Genomic DNA, 21,350 nt, shown 5'->3' with positions numbered 1-21,350 from the left:
TTTATAGATGCAAAACAGAAATAATGCGTACTTTATTGATTTCTACAAACATATGGTATAATTAATTTTGAACAAAACAAAATCTATCCCACAAAGCGAGGCCAAAGATGAACGAATTAAACAACCCACACGATGCTTTCTTCAAAAAACATTTTGGTAACAAAAAAATAGCTCAAAATTTCTTAGAAAACTATTTACCTTCTGAGATTACCAAAGTACTAGACCTAAATTATTTAACCAAAGAAGACAAAAGCTATGTGGATGAAGATTTAAAAGAAAGCCACTCAGACATGTTGTACAAAACAAAGATAAATGGGAAAGATGGATACATATACATTCTGATGGAACACAAAAGCTACAACGATGCCAGTGTACCTCTACAACTTTTAAAATACATACTCAGAATATGGGAAGAAAAATACAACAGTAAAAAGAACAAATTACCTATAATAATACCACTAGTAATATACAATGGGGAAAACAAATGGAATATAGAAACCAAACTAATAAATCTCATAGAAGGAATAGAAGATCTACCGGAAATAATGAAACAATACATACCTACTTACCAATATGAGATATATGATTTCTCACCGGAAGAAAAATTAGGAATAGTAGGGTTAGCAAATTTAAAGGCGATATTACAAACGGCAAGAGTGGCAAGAGTAAAAACAGGAGAAAAGTTTGACGAAGAATTAAGAAGGGCATTTGAATTACTTGTTGGGATAAAAGACAAAAAGACGTTTGATGAATTGTTTGAATCGTGTATGTTATATTTAATGTACACAAGGGACGATATAAACATAGAAAGGGTAAAAGAAGTAGCGAAAAAAGTAATGGATGAAAGGGGTGAATTGATAATGACGATAGCTGAAAAGTTGAAGAATGAAGGAATGGAAAAAGGTATTGAAAAAGGAAAACTTGAAGAAAGAAAAGAATTAATAATTGAGATTCTAAACCAAAGGTTTGGAAAAGATATTGATAAAAAATTAGAAGAAAAGATCAGAAAAGCAAATGAAGAAACCATAAACCAAATAAAGAAAAACATTCTAAGCATAACCATAGAAGAACTAAAAGAATTATTGAAATAATTCTTGAAAAGACGCCCTAAATGGGCGTTTTTCAATTAAAATTTGCCAATAATTTCCACCAACTCTTCTCTTTCTTCCCCTTCAAAAACATAAAAAGAAATGGCAGAAGGCTTTCTTTTCAACGTGTATTTTTTCACGAATGGATCAATCTCTTTTGGTACTTTCGGTGTGAATTCTTTGGGTATATTCTTTAAATCATAGTACCTTAAATGCTTCAATGTTTAAACGAGCTGCTTCTTCGTATCTTTCTTCGTTAAAAGATAATACAAACCACCTTTCTTCAGCCCCTTTATCTCTTCATCTATTATCTCAAGGGCTTCATCGTATTTAACATCCCATTTTAATTTCAAAACGTTTATGTAATTGACAATGCTTTTATTTTTATCTAATCTATCACTTTCTAAGTAATGAACAACATAATTCAAATCGGTCTTATGAACTGTCCTTTATTCATAATTTCATCCAATAGTTTAATGTTCATTTCTCTACCCCTTTTCCTTTACCCAATAGCAACAAAAATATAAAATAAAATTTACTTCAAAAACCTTTTCTTTAGAATGTTAATAACACTTGAAGCTTCTATATTTTATTCTAAATTTTATTATATCATAACTCTCTAATAGTAACTAAAAGAAAGACAAATGCATTATATCCGATAAAAACCATCGTAAATAATTTTAACATAAGTTTTTTTTGAGTAATCTCTATAATACTTTATTAATAAATATTTTAACCCACTTAAAAAAACACTTGAAAATCATATGGAAAAGCGTATGATTAAAATAAAGGGTTGAATTATTTGAGATATTAGTTTTAAATTAAAAGAATAATCTAAGGGGGTGAAAGAGGATGAAGAAATTTGTTGTTGCTTTGTTGATCACTGTACTGGTGTTAGGGGGTATATTTGTTTATGGAGGGGATGATGATGGAATAGATAAGACAAGTGGTTTAGAACCCACAGAGATTGTAAATGTTGTGGAAGAAGTATGGTAAATGGTTGATAGATGTATTTACGTTGTACAAAAAACAACGTGTGAAAAAGCTTAAAAGATTTAAGAAATTAACTAGATAAGTTTTCGAAGGAAAAGATTGTGAGGTTAGGAATTATTTGCCGGCAAAAAGTAACTCTGCAGGAAAAATGGTGAAAAATAAAGGCTTTCTCACGAAAATAGTGGGTAAGTAAGCTAGAGTTAAAAGGAGTTTATCTAAAGCAATAAAATACATTGCAAAATAAAAGGTTTTTTTGTAATCGAATAATTTTTGAATTTATCAAATATTATCTGCTTTTAGGAAATGTTTCCTTGCTGCAGTCTTGATTTGCATCGTATGCACTCTAATATTTACCATGATTTTCGAACTTTTCACTTTTTTTGAATTCCGCATATATGTTGATTGTATCTCCTTGTTGTTCTATCTTTGGTAGGTAGCATAGCTCTGTTATATTCAGTATCTGTTCAAAGAATTTGGGTAGCTCTTTTCTCATCTGGTATCACTACTTATTTGTTTTGTGTTTTCTTACATGATACCAGATTATTTAATCATTTGTTCATATTTCATTTTTTCTTCCCACACTTTTTGGAAGAGAACCCCAAAAATACAAAAACTAAAGTCTAGTATTTATTTTAGTTATGAAATTTCAAACCTATTTTAAATAATCAAACAATTTGCAATTTTGATTATTTATGCTTGTGCGCCCAGCATGGGCAATAGCTAAGCGGTGAAAGTCCGCTGTGGGCCAGGTAGCGGGAACCACTAGTCGAAGGCAAGGGTGTCCATCGTGAGGTGGAATCTGAAGGAAGCCCAAGGCAAAGTCCCGGTTCGATGAACAAGAACCAGATATAAGGCTAAGTGAAGTGGACGAGTTTGCGACTCAAAACGAAGTCCAACAGCTATCCAGAACTCCACGGAGTAGATCTGGCGGATAGATGGGATGAAAGTTATTGCACTTACCTGGGGAGATCTCAAGAATACGCTGTAAGGCAACCCATACAGTAATGTATGGCTGAATCTTGAGAAGTCAGCAGAAGTCATAGTACTCATTGAAAGGTGAGGAAGGACTGAACAACAGGAGGTTTCGAATCTTGAAAGATGCGAAGGGATACGGGAAAAGCATACAACTTCGACTAGAAGGTTTTCTACACGAAGATAAGGGAGAGCCTGAAAATAATGTAGAAGCGCCTAGTATAACTTCTACGTCTGAAAGAGGAAGAAACGATGTTAAAGAATACAGTGAAGGGATGCTTGAAAAGATATTATCCAAGGATAATATGAATAAAGCATATAAGAAGGTAAAGGCCAATAAAGGAGCCCCTGGGATAGACGGGATGAAAGTAGAAGAACTCTTTGGATATCTCAAACAACATGGAGAAGAATTAAGGCAAGAGCTCCTTGAAGGAAGGTACACTCCGGACCCGGTAAGGAGAAAAGAGATACCGAAACCGGATGGAGGGAAAAGACTACTAGGCATACCAACAGCAATAGACAGAGTAATCCAACAATCCATAGCGCAGGAGTTGACACCTATTTACGAAAGAAAATTTGTAGATAACAGCTATGGGTTTAGGCCATTACGAGATGCAAAGCAAGCCATACGGAAAAGCGAAGAATACCTAAACGAAGGACACACATGGGTAGTGGATATAGATTTAGAACGCTACTTTGACACAGTCAACCACGACAAACTGATGAGGATAATATCAAAAGACGTAAAAGATGGCAGAGTGATATCCCTGATAAGGAAATACCTCAAAAGTGGGGTAATGGTAAATGGGGTAGTAATAGAAACAGAAGAAGGGACCCCACAAGGGGGACCGCTATCCCCATTACTAAGCAACATAATGCTCCACGAACTTGACGTAGAACTAACCAAAAGGGGACACAAGTTTTGCAGGTATGCAGACGACTGCAACATATACGTGAAAAGCGAGAAATCTGCATACAGGGTGATGGGAAGTATAACAAGGTTCATAGAGGAAAAATTAAAGTTAAAGGTGAACAAGAAGAAAAGCAAAGTAGTCAGGCCTTGGGACCTCAAATACTTAGGGTTCTCCTTCTACGTGAAAGAAGAGAAATACGAAATCAAGGTGCATGAAAAATCCATCAAAGAATTCAAAAAGAAGATAAAAAGAGAAACGAAAAGAAGCAGTGGACGGAGTATGACATACAGGCTGTCGAGGATAAAACAAATAATAACAGGATGGATAAACTACTATGGAATAGCGAACATGAAGTCGGCAGCCGAAAGTCTTGATGGATGGCTTAGAAGGAGAATTAGGATGTGTATCTGGAAAGGATGGAAGAAAATCAAAACAAGACATGAAAACTTAGTCAAATTAGGACTAAACACGTACAAAGCATGGGAATATGCAAATACAAGAAAAGGCTACTGGAGAATCTCCAATAGCCCAATACTTTCAAGAACACTAACTAATAAACGCCTTAAGGAAATGGGGTTAACTTCGATCCTGGAAACGTATAACCTAAAACATCAATTCTGTTGAACCGCCGTATACCGAACGGTACGTACGGTGGTGTGGGAGGACGGTAGATAAATTAATTATCTACCTCCTACCCGATTTGTTAAGGTTGATTGCTCGTTGTTAAAAAAGGAGGGTTTAAAATGGAATTAAAAAAGAAAATAAGTAATGAAATTGGTGATAAGAAAAGCGTTAAAAGAACTTGGTTAGACCTGACAGATAAAGAACTAGAAGCACTAAAAATAAATACCGCATGTATGTATGGTAGAAAAGAAAAAGTAACATTTAACTAGAACTATCATCAAAAAATAAGAAGTGAGGTAAATTTAATAAGTACCTACTATAATAATAAATTTTAAAAGTAAATTTATTATTCGGAAATTAAAAAAACAACGAGCAATCAATTGACTTACTAAACGAAAAGTGTACCAAAAATAAGTGTCCGCTAAACGAAAAGTGGTTAGCCATAGCATTAAAAAAAGGAGGAGAATTTTATGAAAACTAAATATATTCAAAGTATACAATTTAAAGACAAATTAGTTTTAATTCATCTATTAACTTATGAATTAAAAATTTTAAGAAATACAGATATGGAGAGTTGGATACGTAATGAGCTAAGTAATATAAAAGAAGAAGTATACAATGATTTAAAGAGATCTTATTTTATAGTTGAAAATGAAGATGTAGATAAAGAACTACTGCGTAAAGCTCAAAAAATTTTTAGCCTTCCATATAAGCCTTTACCATATAGTGTATGTATTTATCTTACAGATTTATGTGACTTGCAATGTACTTATTGTTATTCAGGATACACTAGAGAAATGAAAAAGGGTAAAATAACTCAGGGTGACGTACGAGATATATTTGAAGCGATTAAAAAATTAAGCAAAATTACGAATATCTCTCCTAGAGATATAAATATAGCATTAATAGGTGGTGAACCACTTTTGCCACAAAATGTTGATATAATGCAACAAATATTGCACGAGAGTGATAAATTAGATGTTAAGCATTTAGAAATAATATCAAATCTACTTAATGTAGCTGATTTTATAGATACCTTCAAAACTTACGGAGGGCGAATTACTTTTAAAGCAACATTTAATGGTAACAACGATGTACATGATAGTATGAGAAAAAAGGTGGATGGTAGTGGTACCTATTTTGAAACATTTAAAAATATACGTATAATTTTAGATGAATTACCAACAGCTACAATTGATATATCTATTTTAATAGATAAACAATCTGATAACAATGTGATAAAAAGTCTTTTCAAAGACTTCGACAACGTTGGATTCTTAGAAAACCAAAGGATAAATTTTAAATTTGGTAAAATTCAGTTTCTAGGCGAATATAAAGGACTGGGAAACTATGTAGACAATGTAATTCCAGATGAAGACTATACTGTATTTTTACTTGATATATACAAAAATAACCAACATATAAATAGAGATATGATTGGTGGTGGGCCGCTTTATAAATTATTTGATTTATATGATAATTGGACTGGCAATAAGCTAGTGTATCCAAGTTTCAAAGGATGCGATGCAGTATATCCAGGAAGATACTGTTTTTATGTAGATGGATTTATATATCCTTGCACAGATATAGTTGGTATAGAAAAATATAGAATTGGAACCTATAAGGACGGATTTTTATTAAATAATGAATTTTTTCGTTGGCATAACTTTGATGTAAAAGCATTGACAAAATGCAACTCTTGTAGATATGTTGCATTTTGTAATGGAGGTTGCTTAATTTCTAGTGATTACTATAATGGAAATTTTAACGATGTGCATTGTGAGAATATAGAAAAAGGGATTGAAAAGTTAGTGAGATACTTAGACCAAGAGGGGATGCTTGAATGATATTTCAAAATCAATACCAAGATAAATTTAAACTTAAGAAGAATATATACATTTTAGATTATTTAAAAGGTACATTACAAAAATATCCTCTAGATGAGAGAGTTGAACTTATCAATGATGAAGAATCTAAATATTTAGATAATTCATATAAGAAATACTCTTATAGGTTAAATCCTTCTGTACTATCAATAGCTTTAATCCCTACATATAATTGTAATATGAAATGCATTTATTGCTATGAAGGAAATTTAACAATAATGAAAGAAAGGATGCTATCTTCAGATATTGATAATATTATTAAATATATAAAAAAAATATACGATGAAGGATCTTTTAGTGAAATAAATTTTTCACTATTAGGAGGTGAGCCCATAACAAAAGATAATATTAAATGGTTTAATGATTTTTTTATAGAGTTTAAAAAATTAAACTTAAAATTTAACATATCATGTATATCAAATGGTTTGGAAATTAGAGATAATATAGAATATATATTAGATATGAAATTAAGTCATATACAGTTAACATTAGATGGATTAGAAAAAACCCATAATTATAGAAAGAAAAGTAAGATAAAAGGATTAAATCCTTATAATGGGGTCATTAATACTGTAGATATTTTACTTGAAAGTAAAATTTATACTTCATTAAGGATGAATGTTGATATGTACAATGTCTCGGAAATAATAAAAATTAACAGTTTAATAAATGAAAAAGGATGGAATAAAAGTAAATTTTTTGATGCATATTTATATCCAGTTACTCAAAGTAGTGATTCTAATTCAAAGAAATATATAAGTGAAACACTTCTTTTTGAAAAGGTATTGAATGAACTTAGTAAATTAAATACTTCTGATAACAATCTAAGCTTAGATTTCCATGGTGTAGATTTTGTTGATTCGCTACTTAGAAAAGAAATTTTTGTCCCTAAAAATAAATTTTGTGCCTCTTGTTCTTCACAATATGTTTTTGATTGTAAAGGCAATATATATACTTGTTGGTGGGGAGCTAGTAAATCTGAATTCATAATAGGGAATTTCAGAAAAGATAATTTTGATTCTGAGAAAGTTAAAGCTTGGCATTATCATGATGTTAATAATATAGAGAATTGTATTTCTTGTAAGTATAAATATATTTGTGGCACAGGATGTGTGTTTAAAAGTTATTCAAGAGAAAAAACTTTAAATGTGGGGAATTGTTCGGATTTTTATAATATAATTAAGTTATATCTTTCGTACTTGGAAAGTGAAGGAATGCTATGAAAAAAAAGAAAAAAAATTATATAAATGATCTAATAAACTTAAAATATGGTAAAATGAAAGAGATAATTATAGAGTTGGGATCCTTGAAGTTAAGAGTAGAAGGAAGAAGTATGGAACCTACAATACAGAATGGTGAGTTGATAAATGTTGTACCTCCAATGGAAATTAATATAGGAGATATATTACTCTACCAAAGGCGATATGATTTGTTACTGCATAGAGTAATTGAGAAAGAACCAATGTTATGTATGAAAGGCGACAATGAAAATTTTCAGGAATATATAGATACTGAAAGTGTTATAGGAAAATATAATAATGATGTCGAGAATAATAATATAAATAAAATATTCAATATATCAGATGGAAATTATATAATCGAATTTCAAGTTCAAAATGGAATATTAGAAAAAATCGAGGTGTATAGTAATTAGTATTATTGATATTAAAAATTTAAATAAAGAATTTCATATAAATGAAAGAAAAACCTTTAAAGATTACCTAAGATTTAAATCGAAGAAGAAAATTATAAAAATTATTAGTTCCTTATCTTTCAAGATAGAGGATGGTGAAACAGTCGGATTAATTGGCTTAAATGGGGCGGGTAAAAGTACACTTATAAAGATGATGACAGGTATTTTAGCCCCGACTTCTGGAGAAATTAGAGTTTTAGGGAATGACCCATTTAAAGATAGGCTTATCAATAATAGAAAAATTTCTACCGTTTTTGGTCAAAGATGTAAATTAAGATGGGATGTGTCTCCTATGGAATCTTATTATTTAATTAAAGATATGTATGATATAAATGATAAAGATTTTAAAAATCGAATTAGTTATTTTTCAGAAATTTTGGGATTATCGACTTTTATTAATAATCCAGTAAGAACTTTGAGTTTAGGTCAAAAAATGAAGGCAGAACTAGCAGGTGCTTTTTTATATGATCCTGAAATTATATTTTTAGACGAACCAACGATAGGATTAGATGTTTTGACAAAAGATTCTATATTAAATTTTTTGAATTCTATCAAAGGCACAACTACTATATTGTTGACTACACATGATTTTGATGATATTGAGAAGTTATGTGATAGAGTAATTATATTACATGAAGGTAGGATAATTCATGATAGCCCAGTAAACGATATTTCTAGTATCTATAACTTAGAAATGCTAGAAGTCATTTTTAAAGATTTACCAGAAAATATAGAGAGTAAATTTGATTTTAAAAATTATAAATTTGATATTAAAAAAAACATGGTAAAGATAGATGTGTCTTCGATAAATAATAAGTCGGAGTTGATAAAGAAGATTTATGAAACTTTTAATAAAGATATTGATTTTGTTCGAGTTTCAAAAATAAGTTTCAAAGATGCTTTAAAATATTTCTTGAATGAACAATTATCAGCAAAGGGAAAATATGTTTCGTAATTTTAAAATTAGAAAAAGATTGATTAAAATAGGATTTGTAGTTAATCAAATTTATAGTGAAGCGGTAATTGTAAAGATCATAAGTAATTTTTTATTTATAATAATGCAATATTATATTTGGAAGTCTATTTATGAAACTAATAATTTGGTTATATTTTCGTTTAAAGAGATGTTTGCTTATGTTGTAATAGCACAAATAATGTCGAATGTATACCCTATGCAAGTAAGTGGAAGAATTGGATCTATGGTTAAAAGTGGTGATATTGCATTAACTTTACTTTATCCTTATTCTTTTACTGAGCAACTATTATTTGAGAATGTAGGTGCAAGTATATTTAAGCTTTTGGTATTAAACATACCTTTATATGTTTTATATGTTCTATTTATAGGAAATAATTTAACAGCTATAAATATTGTAAAGTTTATTATAATGTTTTTATTTAGTTATCTCTTTTATTTCGTATTTGAACTAATTTTTGGGATATTGTCATTCTATACAACTAGTCAATGGGGTCTACAAAACTTAAAATATGCTATTATCATTTTACTATCTGGAAGGGTAATCCCCCTGGAGTTCTATCCTACGATATTATCAAAAATCTTAGAGAAACTACCTTTTCAATATATGTATAACATACCCATATTGACTATATTAGATAAAAATTTTGAGTTTCAAAGAACCATTTTAATGCAATGCATTAACTTAATAATAATTTTCTTAATATACAGAGTATGTTTTGATAGAGTTATAAAAAGACTAACAATTCAAGGTGGTTAAATACTATAAGAATACAAAAGTATATTAAAATTTATAAAACTACATTTAAATTAAATTTAAAATCATTGATGATATATGATGTAGATTTTATTATGGGCGTAATTGCTATGTTGATAAAAACAGTAATTAACTTTTCAATGCTATTAATTCTATTTACTATAATTACAAATATAGAAGGGTGGACATTTGAAGAAATGTTATTTATTTACGGTTTTAGTACAACGGCTTTTGCCATATGGCATTGCTTTTTTATTGAAACAATAACTATACCATACTATATCAAAACTGGTGAGTTTGATAGGTTTTTAATGAAACCATATAATCCACTTTTTTTAATCATGATAGAAGGGTTTGACGAGGATGGGTGGGGTGAATTGTTTTTTGGAATAATTATAAGCATAATTTCAATAATAAAATTGAAAGTATTTAACCCTCTATTACTATTTTTACCAATATTGTGGATTATAGCATCTTTAGTATATGCTGGTATATCCATTCTTTTATCTACAATATCTTTTTTTACTATAGATAATTTGGATATCACAGATGTAACTATGCAGCTTAATGATTTTTCTAAATATCCTCTAAGTATTTATAATATCTCATTGAAGTTTATATTTACTTTTATTATACCGATAGGATTTACTGCATATTATCCTAGTCTTGTTATTATTGAAGGGCCAACAAAAGATAATATTTTGTTGGTTATAGGAACAATTTTATTTGGTATAGGTTTTTTTATATTAAGTTGTTGTATATGGATGAGATGTTTAAAAAGATACACTAGTAGTGGTTATTAGATTGTAAGCGATTAAAATTAAAAATTTTAATCGCTTTTTTAGGTGCGCCAGCAGGCGCAATAGCTAAGCGGTGAAAGTCCGCTATGGGCCGATTGCGCTCTTCAGATATCGGATAAGTCCCATTTAATAAAAAATCTAACGGATTATTGCAAAGAGCACATCTATCAAAAGTTCAGTACCTCTTTGGTTGTTGGAGAAACAAAAGATCAGGACTTTGAACAGATGGTTGATGAAAACAAAAACGTGGTTCATTCTGAAAAAGAAAAGGCAAAACTTAAGTGCAATCAAAATTACTGAACATACATAGAAGTACTGTGGATAAATATTTAGATAATAATTTCTCTCCCACAAACATGAACAAAGGGAAAAGACTCCCAAGTATGCTGGACCCATATAAAAGGCAAATACAAGTATTAAAAAGAAACGGAAAATCAAACAAAGAGATATTTGAAACAATAAGGGGTGAAGGTTATACAGGTAGTTATTCAAACATTGGAATATATTTAGCAAAAAGAAATTTAAAAGTTGAAGATTCAAAAGAAATAAGGGTAAAAAGAAAAGATTTAATCAAACTACTGTACAAACCAGTTGAAGAAGTAGAAGCTCTTTCAAAAGAAGTGTACGAAAAGATTATTAAAAGATACCCCGTTATTGAAAGTATAATAAACCTCGTAAATGAATTCAAACATCTGTTAGAATCAAAGAACGTTGAAAAACTTGAAGAATGGATAGAAAAAGCTAGTAATCTAAAAATCAGAAAGATAGATAAATTTGTGAACGGTTTAAAAAGGGATATTCAAGCGGTTAGAAATGCTATCATATATGAATACAACAATGGACTGGCAGAGGGTTCTGTGAATAAACTGAAAGTTATTAAAAGGATAATGTATGGAAGAAACAAATTTGAGATGCTGAGACAGAAAGTTCTTTTACTTGAGAATAATGGATAATTCAACAGTCAGTGGAAAGAACCACTTTTCATTTAGTAAGTGCAATACTGTTAGGAGCAGGGATATTTTTATTTTTCTTCACAGTAGTAGCCGGAAAAAAGATAACAAAAGAGACTGTAGTATTAATGATTCCAGATTAAAGGGATTTGAGGATAGAGTTTATAATGGGTGGGAGCGAGGTGAAGGGCACCATAGATTAAGTTTTAGAGTTTGTAAGAGCAGTAAATACATATTTGTAAAGGGGTATGATGATTATGAAAAAGAAAATGCTTGCACACACAAAAAAAAGAGGGAAATAATATTTTCAAAAGATTAAAAGACAAACTTAATAATTATAAGAAGAAACTGTGGTATAACGCCATAACTCATAAAACGCCATATAGAAAAGGAAAAGCAAAAAATAAACGTAACGAGGAATAATATCAGTATATCTAACAAAATAATTGTTTAGATACCATATTAGATCATTAATAGTCATTAAAAGAGGGTAAAAGATCGGATATCGTATGTAGTAGTGTAAATACTGAAATAATTTCTGAAAAGACGCCCTAAATGGGCGTTTTTCAATTAAAAATTGTTGCTAATTTTGATGAACACTTCTCTTCTTTCCACTTCAAAAACATAAAAAGAAACAGCAGATGGTTCCTTTGTAATACTTTATCAATGCATATTTGAATTCAATTAAAAAACACTTGAAACCTATGAAGTTTTCTTCATTAACGAATTATATAACTCAGAATTTGTTACATTGGAGGACCTTCAATGAAATATAAACACGCCTTGTATTTTCTTTGGGAAGAGGTCTCTCGTTTTAAAAAAGAGTTATTCATAAATTTCATATTAATTTTATCTTTTATACCACTAGTAGCCGTGACTCCATTTTTAATTGAAAACTTGATGCAAGAAATTACAACAATAAACGATGGGCAAGGGATGAAAAGTGCCTTAATTACAGCTTTACTGATTCTTACTATTTATTCCTTCACACGTTTCATTTGGTTTTTAAGTGATTATCAAGGAGACATTTTGAAACTGTTAGTGAAAGGGAGCTTGCGTGAGAAATTATATCTAAAGGTTCTAAAATTACCTGCCTCGTACCATAAAAGGAAGCCATCAGGTGAATTGATGGCGCGATTCACCTCTGATATTGACATAGTTGGAGAAGAAGCACTTTTTTTCACATCTGTTTTTCAGGCAATAGCTGAATTTTCGGTAGGATGTTATGTCGCTTTTAAATTAAATACTTATTTAGCGATAATATTTGTTTGTTCCTTGCCCATATACTTATTATGCCAAAAGCAGTTCAAACCAAAGATGGAAAGTATGTCTTTGTTAGAACGAGAGGCAAACGATAACGTTGTGAAATCAATAGAAGAAGGGATAAATTCCTCAATTATCATAAGATTATTGGAAAAAACTACCTATTTTTACCATCTTTTTCAAAACAAGATCCGAAATTGGAATAACTCTATGAAAAACAAAAGCTTTTATGAAAAACTATATACTAGTATAACTATGTATATTGAAGAGGGTTTACCGATTATTATCTTATGTATAGGTGCAATTTTATCAATGAGGGATTTAGTAGATATTCCAACGCTGATCGCCTTTTTTACATTCGTTGGAAGGCTATATGTCCCAGTATGGAACTTAGCTTTTCTCTTCACTACCACACCTGCCGCTTTTCCATCAATAAATAGAATTGAAACTTTACTAAACCAAGAAGAGGAAAAAACACGTAAAGGAATGCCCTTTCCAAAAGAATTTACAATAGATTTTCACGATGTTTTCTTCTCATATGAAGGAAATAATTATATATTAAAAAATATAAATTTACAAATCAGTAAAGGTGAAAAGATAGCCATTGTTGGATCAACCGGAACGGGGAAAAGCACTTTACTTTTATTGTTAACCGAATTATATAAACCGCAAAGAGGAGAAATATTGCTAAATAAATTAAAACTTTCACAATATGATCTTGCAGATTTAAGAAGAAATATTAAATATGTAGAAGGTTCTCCTTTTACATTCAATGCAAGTATAGAAGAGAATATCTTATTAGGTGAAAAAGTTGAAAAAAGGATAATAAATGAGATTTTAGAAATCACACAACTAACAGAATTTTCAGAGTCTCTTAATAAAAATTGTTTGCTCTTATCCAGTGGGCAGAAGCAAAGAGTCAATTTAGCTCGAATATTATTACATCCCCCTAAGGTGCTGTTGCTGGATGAAGCTACTTCTGCAATGGATTCACGTACCGAAGAATTAATATTTGAAAGTCTAAAGGAAAAGGAAAAAGATATGACGATAATATTGGTTTCTCATCGCCTTTCAACAATAATAAAAGCAGATAAAATATATTTTATGGTAAACGGTACTATAGTGGATTCCGGTTCACACATAGAATTATACAAAAAGAATGAAAGTTACAGAGAGTTATTTAAGAAGCAGTATGTGAAAGATGCTCAGAATAACAGATAAAAACTTAAAAGACATTATAATGCATTTATAGAATTGTTCAAAAAGAAATAATATTTGGAAGGGGGGAATAGATTTATGGAAACAATAATATTAAAAGATATTCGAAAGGTTTATAAAAACGGGGTAGAAGCTTTGAAAGATATAAATATTTCAATAAATGCGGGAGAAATTGTAGGATTGATAGGGCCAAACGGTGCAGGAAAAACTACCCTGCTAAATATAATATTAGGACTTTTGAAACCAACTGAAGGGGTTTCAAAAATTTTAGGGGTAGATACTGATAAGATGACCAAGCGCGAAAGAAAAAAGATAGGTTTTATTTTGGACGGACCTGGTCTATATGATGATTTAACCGTTGATGAAAATATAAAGTTCTGGAGTGAATTATATGAGGTTTCCCAAATACGGGGAGAAGCATTACTAAACCAATGGGGACTTTATGAAAATAAGGGAAGTTTAGTTAAGGAACTTTCCGCAGGTATGAAACAAAAGTTAGCCATATCAAGAGCATTTTTGCATGATCCTTCAATTGTTTTAATGGATGAACCAACGTCCAATCTTGATCCTGTAGCCAGGAAAAACATGGTAGAATTTTTAAAAAGCTTACATGATAAAGAAAAAACACTTTTAATTACCTCTCATGATCTTTTCGATATAGAAAGAATATGTTCAAGGATAATACTTTTGAGAAGAGGGCAAATAGTTGTAACTGGAAATATGGAAGAATTGAAAGAGGCTTTGGGAGTTAGAATGGGTGTAACAATAAAGGTAAGTAGTAAAATTCCCAAGGATATAGTAAATGAGATTTCAAAGGATTCTGAAGTAAATGTAATAGGGGAAAAAGAATTGATACTCTCTGGAGATAAAATAAGTCCATCATCAGTAGTTCGATATCTCGTGAATAAAGGAATAGATGTCGAAAGGGTGGAAGAAGAGAAAGTAACGCTTGAGGATATATATACTTATATCGTGAAGGAGGACGAAGAATGATGAGAGCCCTAATTAAAAAAGAGTTACGAACGTTCATAAGGAAACAATTTCAATTTTTGTTGCTTTTGACGGCTATTACAATCTTTGTAATAGTGTTTAATTTGGATGGTTCAAATAAATTTAACCCTATTCTTATCTCATCTTTTACGGTTACTTTTTTCGTACCTTATACATTTGGTTGGATCAGCTTTCAAAAAGAGAAGGAAAATAAAAATATCTCATACCTTTTGGCATCACCTTTAAATATAAAAGAAATATTCTTGGGGAAAATGTTGGCAGTATTATTGTTCACACAGGTATTCATGTTATGGGGAATTATTGTGCAATATATAACAAACATTTTTTCTATGGGAGTAATTGCTAATTTTGAAATACTTTTAACGGTATTGATAACCTTTCCGATTTGGTCGGCGGTACTTAGTGGTTTAGTTGGAATAGGGCTTCTCGCGTTTGATAACCCATTCATAGTTAGAATCCTTCTTTTTTTATTCTTAATTTTTGTGGGAATGAATGGAAATCTGTGGAAAAAGTTAATTATTTTAGAAAATTGGCAAAATCTTATTTTGATATTTCTGGGATTAATGGCTATATTAGGAATCATCTACTTCGTAGATATCTTTGGTAAAAGATTGATGTTAGAATAAGAAAAAAATGGCGTGGCGAGCCCAAAAGAAGTTTGTAAAACACAGAAACGCAAAAATTATTTCAACAAGCAAAAAATTCAGAAGTATAAAAAAAGTAATTGGTTGGCAAGTTGACCGTTAAATCAGGGAGCAAGTTTTACAAGTATCGACCACTTTGTTAGGAGGAAGATGGATTTGATGGATATTATAGAAATAAAAAATCTCTGCAAAGAATACAGAGGAAAAGAAGAGCCTGCTTTGAAGAATATAAACATCTCAATTAAAGAAGGAGAAACTTTTGGATTGTTGGGACCTAATGGTGCGGGTAAAACAACCATGGTGAGACTAATTTTAAACATTTTAAAACCAACTAAAGGTACAATAAAGGTATTTGGTGTTGATGTTACATCAAAGGAATATGACAAAAAGAGAAAAAAGATAGGCTTCATGCTTGAGAGTTTGGGTGTATCTTACATCCTTACGGGATATGAAAATATGGAATTCTTTGACAGGATATATTATGAAGATTCTAGTCCCAGTGAAAGGAAAGAAAGGATTGAAAGTCTTCTTACTTTTGCAGGGTTGTGGAAAGTAAAGGATAAACCCGTTGCCACATATTCCCATGGTATGTCCAGAAGATTAACCCTTGCCAGGGCTCTTATCTGTGATCCCACTTTAATTTTTCTCGATGAACCTACGCTTGGATTGGATCCTGAAGCAAGAACGTTGATAAGAGAAATGCTTCTTGCTCTCAAAAAGGAAGGAAAGACAGTATTTCTGACATCACATGATCTTGAAGAAGTAGAAAAGATATGTTCGAATATAGCGATTATAAACCATGGCGAGATGGTAGCACAAGGTTCTTATGAAGAATTAAAAAGTCGCTTCAGTGCCAGAAGAACAGTGGTAAAAGTAAAAGAAATTGGGCCTTGGGTAGAAGAATTAAGTAAAGAAATGAAAATAGAAATCGATGGTAATACGATTTACATCGAAGGGAATGATTCTGGAAGAATATTTGAAGTACTGGCAAAAACAGGTGTAAAAGTTCAGGAGATGAAAACAGAAGAAGAAGGGTTGGAAGATCTATATTTAAAGCTATTAAAATCCGAACCAGAAGCTAGAAAAGGCCTTGTAACGAGAGCATTAAAAGGGGTGAAAAGATGAACGCAATCCTATGGAAAGATCTCACTGTTTTAAAAAAATCCAAGGGTTCCTTTCTTTTTTCAATAATACTTGGCTTATTTATAGCTATTTCATCCTTAATATCAATTGAAAAATTTCAGCAAAGTTATTCAAATCTAATACTATTGATTCCTTTAATCGTTGGGTTTAACTTAAATAACAAAATATTTTTTATGGAAATTTCAGATAGATCGTTAGAAAGTATCCTTGCCACGCATTATTCAGTCAGAAAAATACTTCTTATTAAGGCACGTTTAATAACGATTGTTTCCCTTTGTCTGGGGTGGATAATCCTTTTTATTTCAACATTCATTTCCTGGATAATGTATAATGAAATTGTAATTCCTTCAATAAATAATCTTCTGATCTTAGCAATAGCGGTTCCCTTTGTCTTTAGTATAGAGGGTTTGGTGGGGAGTTGTTACTGGTTCTTTGCAAACATCACGGTTACCACATTTATTAACTCAGGAGTCTTTATATTTGCGGTCCTCTTTTTGAATCTGAGTGCTTTTTTCTTAACTTACTCACTTAGGTTAATGGTTATAATAACACTGATCGTTTCAGCGATTTTGATCATTATCTTCTTAGGAATCATTAGAAAAATAAATAAAGAAAAGGTGGCTATAACAAAACTATGAAAATAAAAATAGATGCCATATTGTGGAAAAATCTCATCTTTTTAAAAAAGGGAATAAAAACTTTGATTGTAAGCCTGGCTATGATGATAGGTATGGCATGTTTTATTGGAATCGTTAATCCTTATCTATCTTTAGAAGTTCTATTACCCTTTGTATCTTTACTATTCACTACCATGATTTTTGGGATATGTGAAAATACGAGGGAAATGATGAGTGGTTTTCTCGAAGCAATCGCATCGACTCATCTCTCGCTGAAAAAAGTTTTCTTTAAGGATATTTTGTTTTCAGCTATTATTGGAATGATTTTATCAATTTTTACGTTCTTAGTATCAATAATAATCTTAAAGACATTCGGTTATGAAGCTGGATTTTCGAATTTGGGCTCAGTTTTGATCCTTTCTTTATTTGCATCTACTGGGGCTTGGGGGATACAAAGAGAAGGCGAGATTTCGTTGCTTTCTTCAAATACCTTTTTCAATAAGCTTTTAGGTTTTGTAACATTACCTTTTTATCTTTTTTCTTTTCTTATATTTTTTATAGATTGGGCGTATACGGTTCTTTGGATTATGTCAATTATCGGCGTAGTTATTTTTTGGATTCTATCCTTCTTTGGGAGAGAGAACAAAGAAGCTGTCATTAATTTATGGGGAGCGTAGAGAAAGTCTCCCGTGAAGAACAGTTCAACGACATACTTTGTAAAGAGGTTTAAGGATAGAGGTCATAAGGGGTGGGAAGTGAGGGAAAAGAGACCCCATATATTAGATTTTAGAGTTTTTAAAGGCAATAATCTTATGAAAACTGGAGGGTCTGACCTATGGGGCGTTTTGGTAAATCAATGAAATCTGGTTCTACAATAATGAAATATTATTTTATTATTATGCTTTATGAGGGTATTGATAAATTATTTGGGACTGTCTATGTTGCTCATATGGGTATAAGGGGATTAACTTCATTTCAAATCGGACAGGTATTAGCGATTTCTTCAATAGCATTAAGTATATTTGACTTTCCAACTGGAAACATTGCTGATAAATACGGTCGGAAAAGATCGTTAGTGTTAGGATTTTTTATATGGTCCATCGGTTTACTGGTATTTTTCCAAGCAAGTAATCTATTCACTTTTATCTTGAGTATTTTATTGTGGGCAATCGGCGTATCGTTGATTAGTGGTACTCCAGGAGCTTGGTTTGTAGATGAAATTACTAAAGAAGGTCGATCGCATTTAAAAGCGAAAGTGTTTCCTAATGCAAATGCAATTTCACTAATATTCGGTGCCATTGTGGCTTTACTGTCCTCTGTTCTTGCAATTGGTCGTCCAGATTTTCCCTTATTGGTTGCTGGTATAATGGCCCTTGGGACATCCATCATTCTTATTTTCATTTTAAATGAAAATTACGGAGATAGGGCAATTTCATTTAGGAAAGCCCTTGTTCGAAACACAATTGATATTTTTAAAAGTACCACGATGAGATTAATTTTGATTTACTCTATGACAGGAAGAATTGCTTTCCAGACCTTTGTAATGATATGGCAATTATATATGGTCAAAGAGCTTAAATTGCCTACTGCATACTTAGGTTTTACAATGGCCATTTTTCTTGTAGTTTTAGCCATGGGAAATAGTTTAGCAGGCATACTTCTAAAGCGTTTTGAAGGTGTGAAAGTATCAATAATGGGGCAAGGTTTAATTGCAATTGGTTCTATTACAATCGCTTCTCACACTTCAATTGTTGCTTTCTACATAGGAGCCTGTTTAATCGAATTGGGATTGGGCATAGATATGAGCGCTAGTTCAGTATGGGTTCATGATCTCATTCCAAGTGAGAGGAGAGCATCTTATATTTCAGCTATTTCTGCTGCTGGATCCTTGTTTGGTTTCACTATCCCTTTGGTAAGTGGTTATATCGCAGATCAAATAGGTTTTCGCTACAATTGGTTGTTAGCCTTTATAGGAAGCATTATTACTATTACTCTATTAATCAAAATTGGTACTGCAATAAGAGCTGTGAGAGAAGTGATTGAGAATGTTGAGGAATCAAATTAGTGAAATTAATGCTTGTTTTCATTGTGTTTTAATGCTATTTAATAAAGTAGTAATGAACCTAGAAGAAAATAATCCAGATGCAGTTTTAGATTAAGAAAAAGTGAGCCCGATTCTTTCCCGAAAATAGAGGTTAATTAGTCTGGAGTTAAAGTTGTATCATAATTAATTGCCATTTAAATAAGATATTGGTTGGAATGTATTTATGTCTATAAGTAGGCATAGCTAACGGATGTGAAAGGCTGGATACAAAGAGATAGAAAGGTACAAAGAGCTAGAAGAAATGGAGGTCCAAGTAGGTTTGACACATTAGAAGAGATAGCAAAAAGAGACAGAGAAAAAGCTAAGAGTGAAGGTAAACTTGAAGAAAGGAAAAGATTTATAGAATTCATTATAAAAAATTTAAGCAAAAGATTCGGTAACCAATTAACTGAAGAAATAAAAGATAAGATAAGAAGAGCAGGCTAAAAAACGATAGATTACATAGGGGATAACTTGTTAGAAATAACCATAGAAGAACTAAAAGAGTTATTGAAATGATTTTGAAAAGGCGCCCAACATGGGCGTTTTTCAATTAAAAATTGTTGCTAATTTTGATGAACACTTCTCTTCTTTCCACTTCAAAAACATAAAAAGAAACAGCAGATGGTTTTCTTTTCAACGTGTATTTTTTCACGAATGGATCAATCTCTTTTGGTACTTTCGGTGTGAATTCTTTTGGTATATCCTTTAAATCATAGTACCTTAAATGCTTCAATGTTTAAGCGAGCTGCTTTTTCGTATCTTTCTTCGTTAAAAGATAATACAAACCACCTTTTTTCAGCCCCTTTATCTCTTCATCTATTATCTCAAGGGCTTCATCGTATTTAACATCCCATTTTAATTTCAAAACGTTTATGTAATTGACAATGCTTTTATTTTTATCTGGTCTATCACTTTCTAAGTAATGAATAACATAATTCAAAATTGGTCTTATGAACTGTCCTTTATTCACAATTTCAACCAAAGATCGAAGATTCATTCTATGAACCTCCTTATCCTCAAAAAATATTTACACAGCGTTATAATAATGGAATATTCGTTTACTTTAATTCAACTTAGAAATTTTTCTAAAAATAGATCGAAATCATTCAAACACAATTGTACCATAATACAGATAAAAAAAGAAAAAGAGAATATAAGTAATTTAAAGATAACAAAAATTATCGAGTTTGGTTTTAACATAAGCTTTTTCTGACCGATCTCTGTAATACTTTATCAATGTATATTTGAAGACAATTAAAAAAACACTTGAAAACCATATGGGAAAGTGTATGATTAAAGTGAAGGGTTGGATTATTTGAGATATTAGTTTTAAATTAAAAGAATAATTCAAGGGGGTGAAAGAGGATGAAGAAATTTTTTGTTGTTTTGTTGATCAGTGTACTGGTGTTAGGGGGTATATTTGTTTTTGGAGGGGCTGATGGATGAGAAAATGGTACATCTGGTATAGAACAGACTGAGATTGTAAATGTTGTGGAAGAAGTAGAGTAAATGCTTGTTTGGGCCAGTTACTCTAGACAAAAAACAACGCTTGGGAAAGCTTAGAAGATTTAAGAAAGTATCTAGATAAGTTTTCGAAAGAAAAGATTGCGAAGTTAGGAATTATTTGCCGGCAAGAAGCAACCCTGCAGGGAAAGAAAAAGATTAATTCGAAAGGAGGAGGAGAATAATGATAAAATTAAACTCTATGAGCAAATACG

Annotated in this window: 25 protein-coding genes; 20 read left to right on the top strand and 5 right to left on the bottom strand. The window is 31.1% G+C overall.

Going from position 1 to position 21,350, the window contains the following annotated elements; all coding sequences use genetic code 11:
• Window positions 1-107: 107 nt before the first annotated feature.
• The gene (locus AA80_RS01290) at window positions 108-1,091 is read left to right on the top strand and encodes an Rpn family recombination-promoting nuclease/putative transposase (protein WP_103876068.1); all 984 of its coding nucleotides are present in this window, start codon (window positions 108-110) and stop codon (window positions 1,089-1,091) included.
• A gap of 35 nt (window positions 1,092-1,126) precedes the next feature.
• Here AA80_RS01290 and AA80_RS01285 read toward each other — a convergent pair whose 3' ends face one another.
• Both AA80_RS01285 and AA80_RS01280 read right to left on the bottom strand, forming a co-directional pair.
• Entirely contained in the window at window positions 1,127-1,309 is a 183-nt protein-coding gene (locus AA80_RS01285; RefSeq protein ID WP_103876067.1) for a hypothetical protein, read from the bottom strand.
• A gap of 3 nt (window positions 1,310-1,312) precedes the next feature.
• Complete coding sequence (locus AA80_RS01280) at window positions 1,313-1,516, bottom strand: hypothetical protein (RefSeq protein ID WP_233186809.1); 204 nt, start codon at window positions 1,514-1,516, stop codon at window positions 1,313-1,315.
• A 424-nt stretch (window positions 1,517-1,940) separates the two neighbouring features.
• On the opposite strand from AA80_RS01280, the gene AA80_RS09940 reads away from it, so the two are divergent.
• Window positions 1,941-2,084: a hypothetical protein gene (locus AA80_RS09940; RefSeq protein ID WP_158248366.1), complete on the top strand. Its 144-nt coding sequence runs from the start codon at window positions 1,941-1,943 to the stop codon at window positions 2,082-2,084.
• Between the two features lie 340 nt (window positions 2,085-2,424).
• On the opposite strand, the gene AA80_RS09935 is transcribed toward AA80_RS09940, so the two are convergent.
• Window positions 2,425-2,574, bottom strand: a complete 150-nt coding sequence (locus AA80_RS09935; protein WP_158248365.1) for a hypothetical protein — start codon at window positions 2,572-2,574, stop codon at window positions 2,425-2,427.
• Window positions 2,575-3,172: 598 nt separating this feature from the next.
• On the opposite strand from AA80_RS09935, the gene ltrA reads away from it, so the two are divergent.
• The 18 genes from ltrA (at window position 3,173) to AA80_RS09925 (ending at window position 20,076) form a co-directional block, all read left to right on the top strand.
• The gene (ltrA, locus tag AA80_RS01275; RefSeq protein ID WP_103876066.1) at window positions 3,173-4,591 is read left to right on the top strand and encodes a group II intron reverse transcriptase/maturase; all 1,419 of its coding nucleotides are present in this window, start codon (window positions 3,173-3,175) and stop codon (window positions 4,589-4,591) included.
• A gap of 119 nt (window positions 4,592-4,710) precedes the next feature.
• Window positions 4,711-4,860, top strand: a complete 150-nt coding sequence (locus AA80_RS09930; RefSeq protein WP_158248364.1) for a hypothetical protein — start codon at window positions 4,711-4,713, stop codon at window positions 4,858-4,860.
• Between the two features lie 201 nt (window positions 4,861-5,061).
• The gene (locus tag AA80_RS01270) at window positions 5,062-6,438 is read left to right on the top strand and encodes a radical SAM/SPASM domain-containing protein (protein WP_103876065.1); all 1,377 of its coding nucleotides are present in this window, start codon (window positions 5,062-5,064) and stop codon (window positions 6,436-6,438) included.
• The gene (locus AA80_RS01265; protein ID WP_103876064.1) at window positions 6,435-7,700 is read left to right on the top strand and encodes a radical SAM/SPASM domain-containing protein; all 1,266 of its coding nucleotides are present in this window, start codon (window positions 6,435-6,437) and stop codon (window positions 7,698-7,700) included. Before AA80_RS01270 ends, AA80_RS01265 begins: the two co-directional genes overlap by 4 nt.
• A complete protein-coding gene (locus tag AA80_RS01260) occupies window positions 7,697-8,131 on the top strand; it encodes a S24 family peptidase (protein WP_103876063.1) in 435 nt (144 codons plus the stop codon). Before AA80_RS01265 ends, AA80_RS01260 begins: the two co-directional genes overlap by 4 nt.
• Window positions 8,121-9,125, top strand: a complete 1,005-nt coding sequence (locus AA80_RS01255; RefSeq protein WP_208317051.1) for an ABC transporter ATP-binding protein — start codon at window positions 8,121-8,123, stop codon at window positions 9,123-9,125. Before AA80_RS01260 ends, AA80_RS01255 begins: the two co-directional genes overlap by 11 nt.
• Window positions 9,115-9,903 carry an ABC transporter permease gene (locus AA80_RS01250; protein WP_158248363.1) on the top strand — a complete coding sequence of 263 codons (789 nt, stop codon included), beginning with the start codon at window positions 9,115-9,117 and terminating at the stop codon, window positions 9,901-9,903. The genes AA80_RS01255 and AA80_RS01250 overlap by 11 nt, the downstream gene beginning before the upstream one ends.
• Window positions 9,904-10,010: 107 nt before the next feature.
• Window positions 10,011-10,703: an ABC transporter permease gene (locus AA80_RS01245; protein ID WP_199177836.1), complete on the top strand. Its 693-nt coding sequence runs from the start codon at window positions 10,011-10,013 to the stop codon at window positions 10,701-10,703.
• A gap of 278 nt (window positions 10,704-10,981) precedes the next feature.
• A complete protein-coding gene (locus AA80_RS01240) occupies window positions 10,982-11,653 on the top strand; it encodes a transposase (protein WP_103876059.1) in 672 nt (223 codons plus the stop codon).
• On the top strand, window positions 11,637-11,969 hold the full coding sequence (locus AA80_RS01235; protein WP_103876058.1) for a hypothetical protein: 333 nt from the start codon (window positions 11,637-11,639) through the stop codon (window positions 11,967-11,969). Before AA80_RS01240 ends, AA80_RS01235 begins: the two co-directional genes overlap by 17 nt.
• A gap of 446 nt (window positions 11,970-12,415) precedes the next feature.
• The gene (locus tag AA80_RS01230; protein WP_103876057.1) at window positions 12,416-14,134 is read left to right on the top strand and encodes an ABC transporter ATP-binding protein; all 1,719 of its coding nucleotides are present in this window, start codon (window positions 12,416-12,418) and stop codon (window positions 14,132-14,134) included.
• 75 nt (window positions 14,135-14,209) lie between these two features.
• Window positions 14,210-15,124 (top strand): ABC transporter ATP-binding protein, encoded by a 915-nt coding sequence (locus AA80_RS01225; RefSeq protein ID WP_103876056.1) that lies wholly within the window; start codon window positions 14,210-14,212, stop codon window positions 15,122-15,124.
• The gene (locus tag AA80_RS01220) at window positions 15,121-15,768 is read left to right on the top strand and encodes an ABC transporter permease (protein ID WP_103876055.1); all 648 of its coding nucleotides are present in this window, start codon (window positions 15,121-15,123) and stop codon (window positions 15,766-15,768) included. Before AA80_RS01225 ends, AA80_RS01220 begins: the two co-directional genes overlap by 4 nt.
• A 177-nt stretch (window positions 15,769-15,945) precedes the next feature.
• The gene (locus AA80_RS01215; RefSeq protein WP_233186812.1) at window positions 15,946-16,911 is read left to right on the top strand and encodes an ABC transporter ATP-binding protein; all 966 of its coding nucleotides are present in this window, start codon (window positions 15,946-15,948) and stop codon (window positions 16,909-16,911) included.
• Complete coding sequence (locus tag AA80_RS01210; protein ID WP_103876053.1) at window positions 16,908-17,567, top strand: hypothetical protein; 660 nt, start codon at window positions 16,908-16,910, stop codon at window positions 17,565-17,567. Before AA80_RS01215 ends, AA80_RS01210 begins: the two co-directional genes overlap by 4 nt.
• Window positions 17,564-18,223, top strand: coding sequence for a hypothetical protein (locus AA80_RS01205; RefSeq protein WP_103876052.1), 660 nt, complete (start codon window positions 17,564-17,566; stop codon window positions 18,221-18,223). Before AA80_RS01210 ends, AA80_RS01205 begins: the two co-directional genes overlap by 4 nt.
• Window positions 18,224-18,381: 158 nt before the next feature.
• On the top strand, window positions 18,382-19,611 hold the full coding sequence (locus AA80_RS01200) for an MFS transporter (protein ID WP_103876051.1): 1,230 nt from the start codon (window positions 18,382-18,384) through the stop codon (window positions 19,609-19,611).
• Window positions 19,612-19,842: 231 nt separating this feature from the next.
• The gene (locus tag AA80_RS09925; protein ID WP_166667768.1) at window positions 19,843-20,076 is read left to right on the top strand and encodes a hypothetical protein; all 234 of its coding nucleotides are present in this window, start codon (window positions 19,843-19,845) and stop codon (window positions 20,074-20,076) included.
• A gap of 106 nt (window positions 20,077-20,182) precedes the next feature.
• Here AA80_RS09925 and AA80_RS01195 read toward each other — a convergent pair whose 3' ends face one another.
• Both AA80_RS01195 and AA80_RS01190 read right to left on the bottom strand, forming a co-directional pair.
• On the bottom strand, window positions 20,183-20,365 hold the full coding sequence (locus AA80_RS01195; protein WP_103876050.1) for a hypothetical protein: 183 nt from the start codon (window positions 20,363-20,365) through the stop codon (window positions 20,183-20,185).
• Between the two features lie 3 nt (window positions 20,366-20,368).
• A complete protein-coding gene (locus AA80_RS01190; RefSeq protein ID WP_233186775.1) occupies window positions 20,369-20,629 on the bottom strand; it encodes a hypothetical protein in 261 nt (86 codons plus the stop codon).
• Between the last annotated feature and the right edge of the window lie 721 nt (window positions 20,630-21,350).

The sequence above is a fragment of the Petrotoga sibirica DSM 13575 genome (assembly GCF_002924625.1).
Taxonomy (GTDB): Bacteria; Thermotogota; Thermotogae; order Petrotogales; family Petrotogaceae; genus Petrotoga; species Petrotoga sibirica.
The sequence above is the reverse complement of the archived record's forward strand: the minus strand, read 5'-3'. Positions and strand labels throughout refer to the sequence as shown.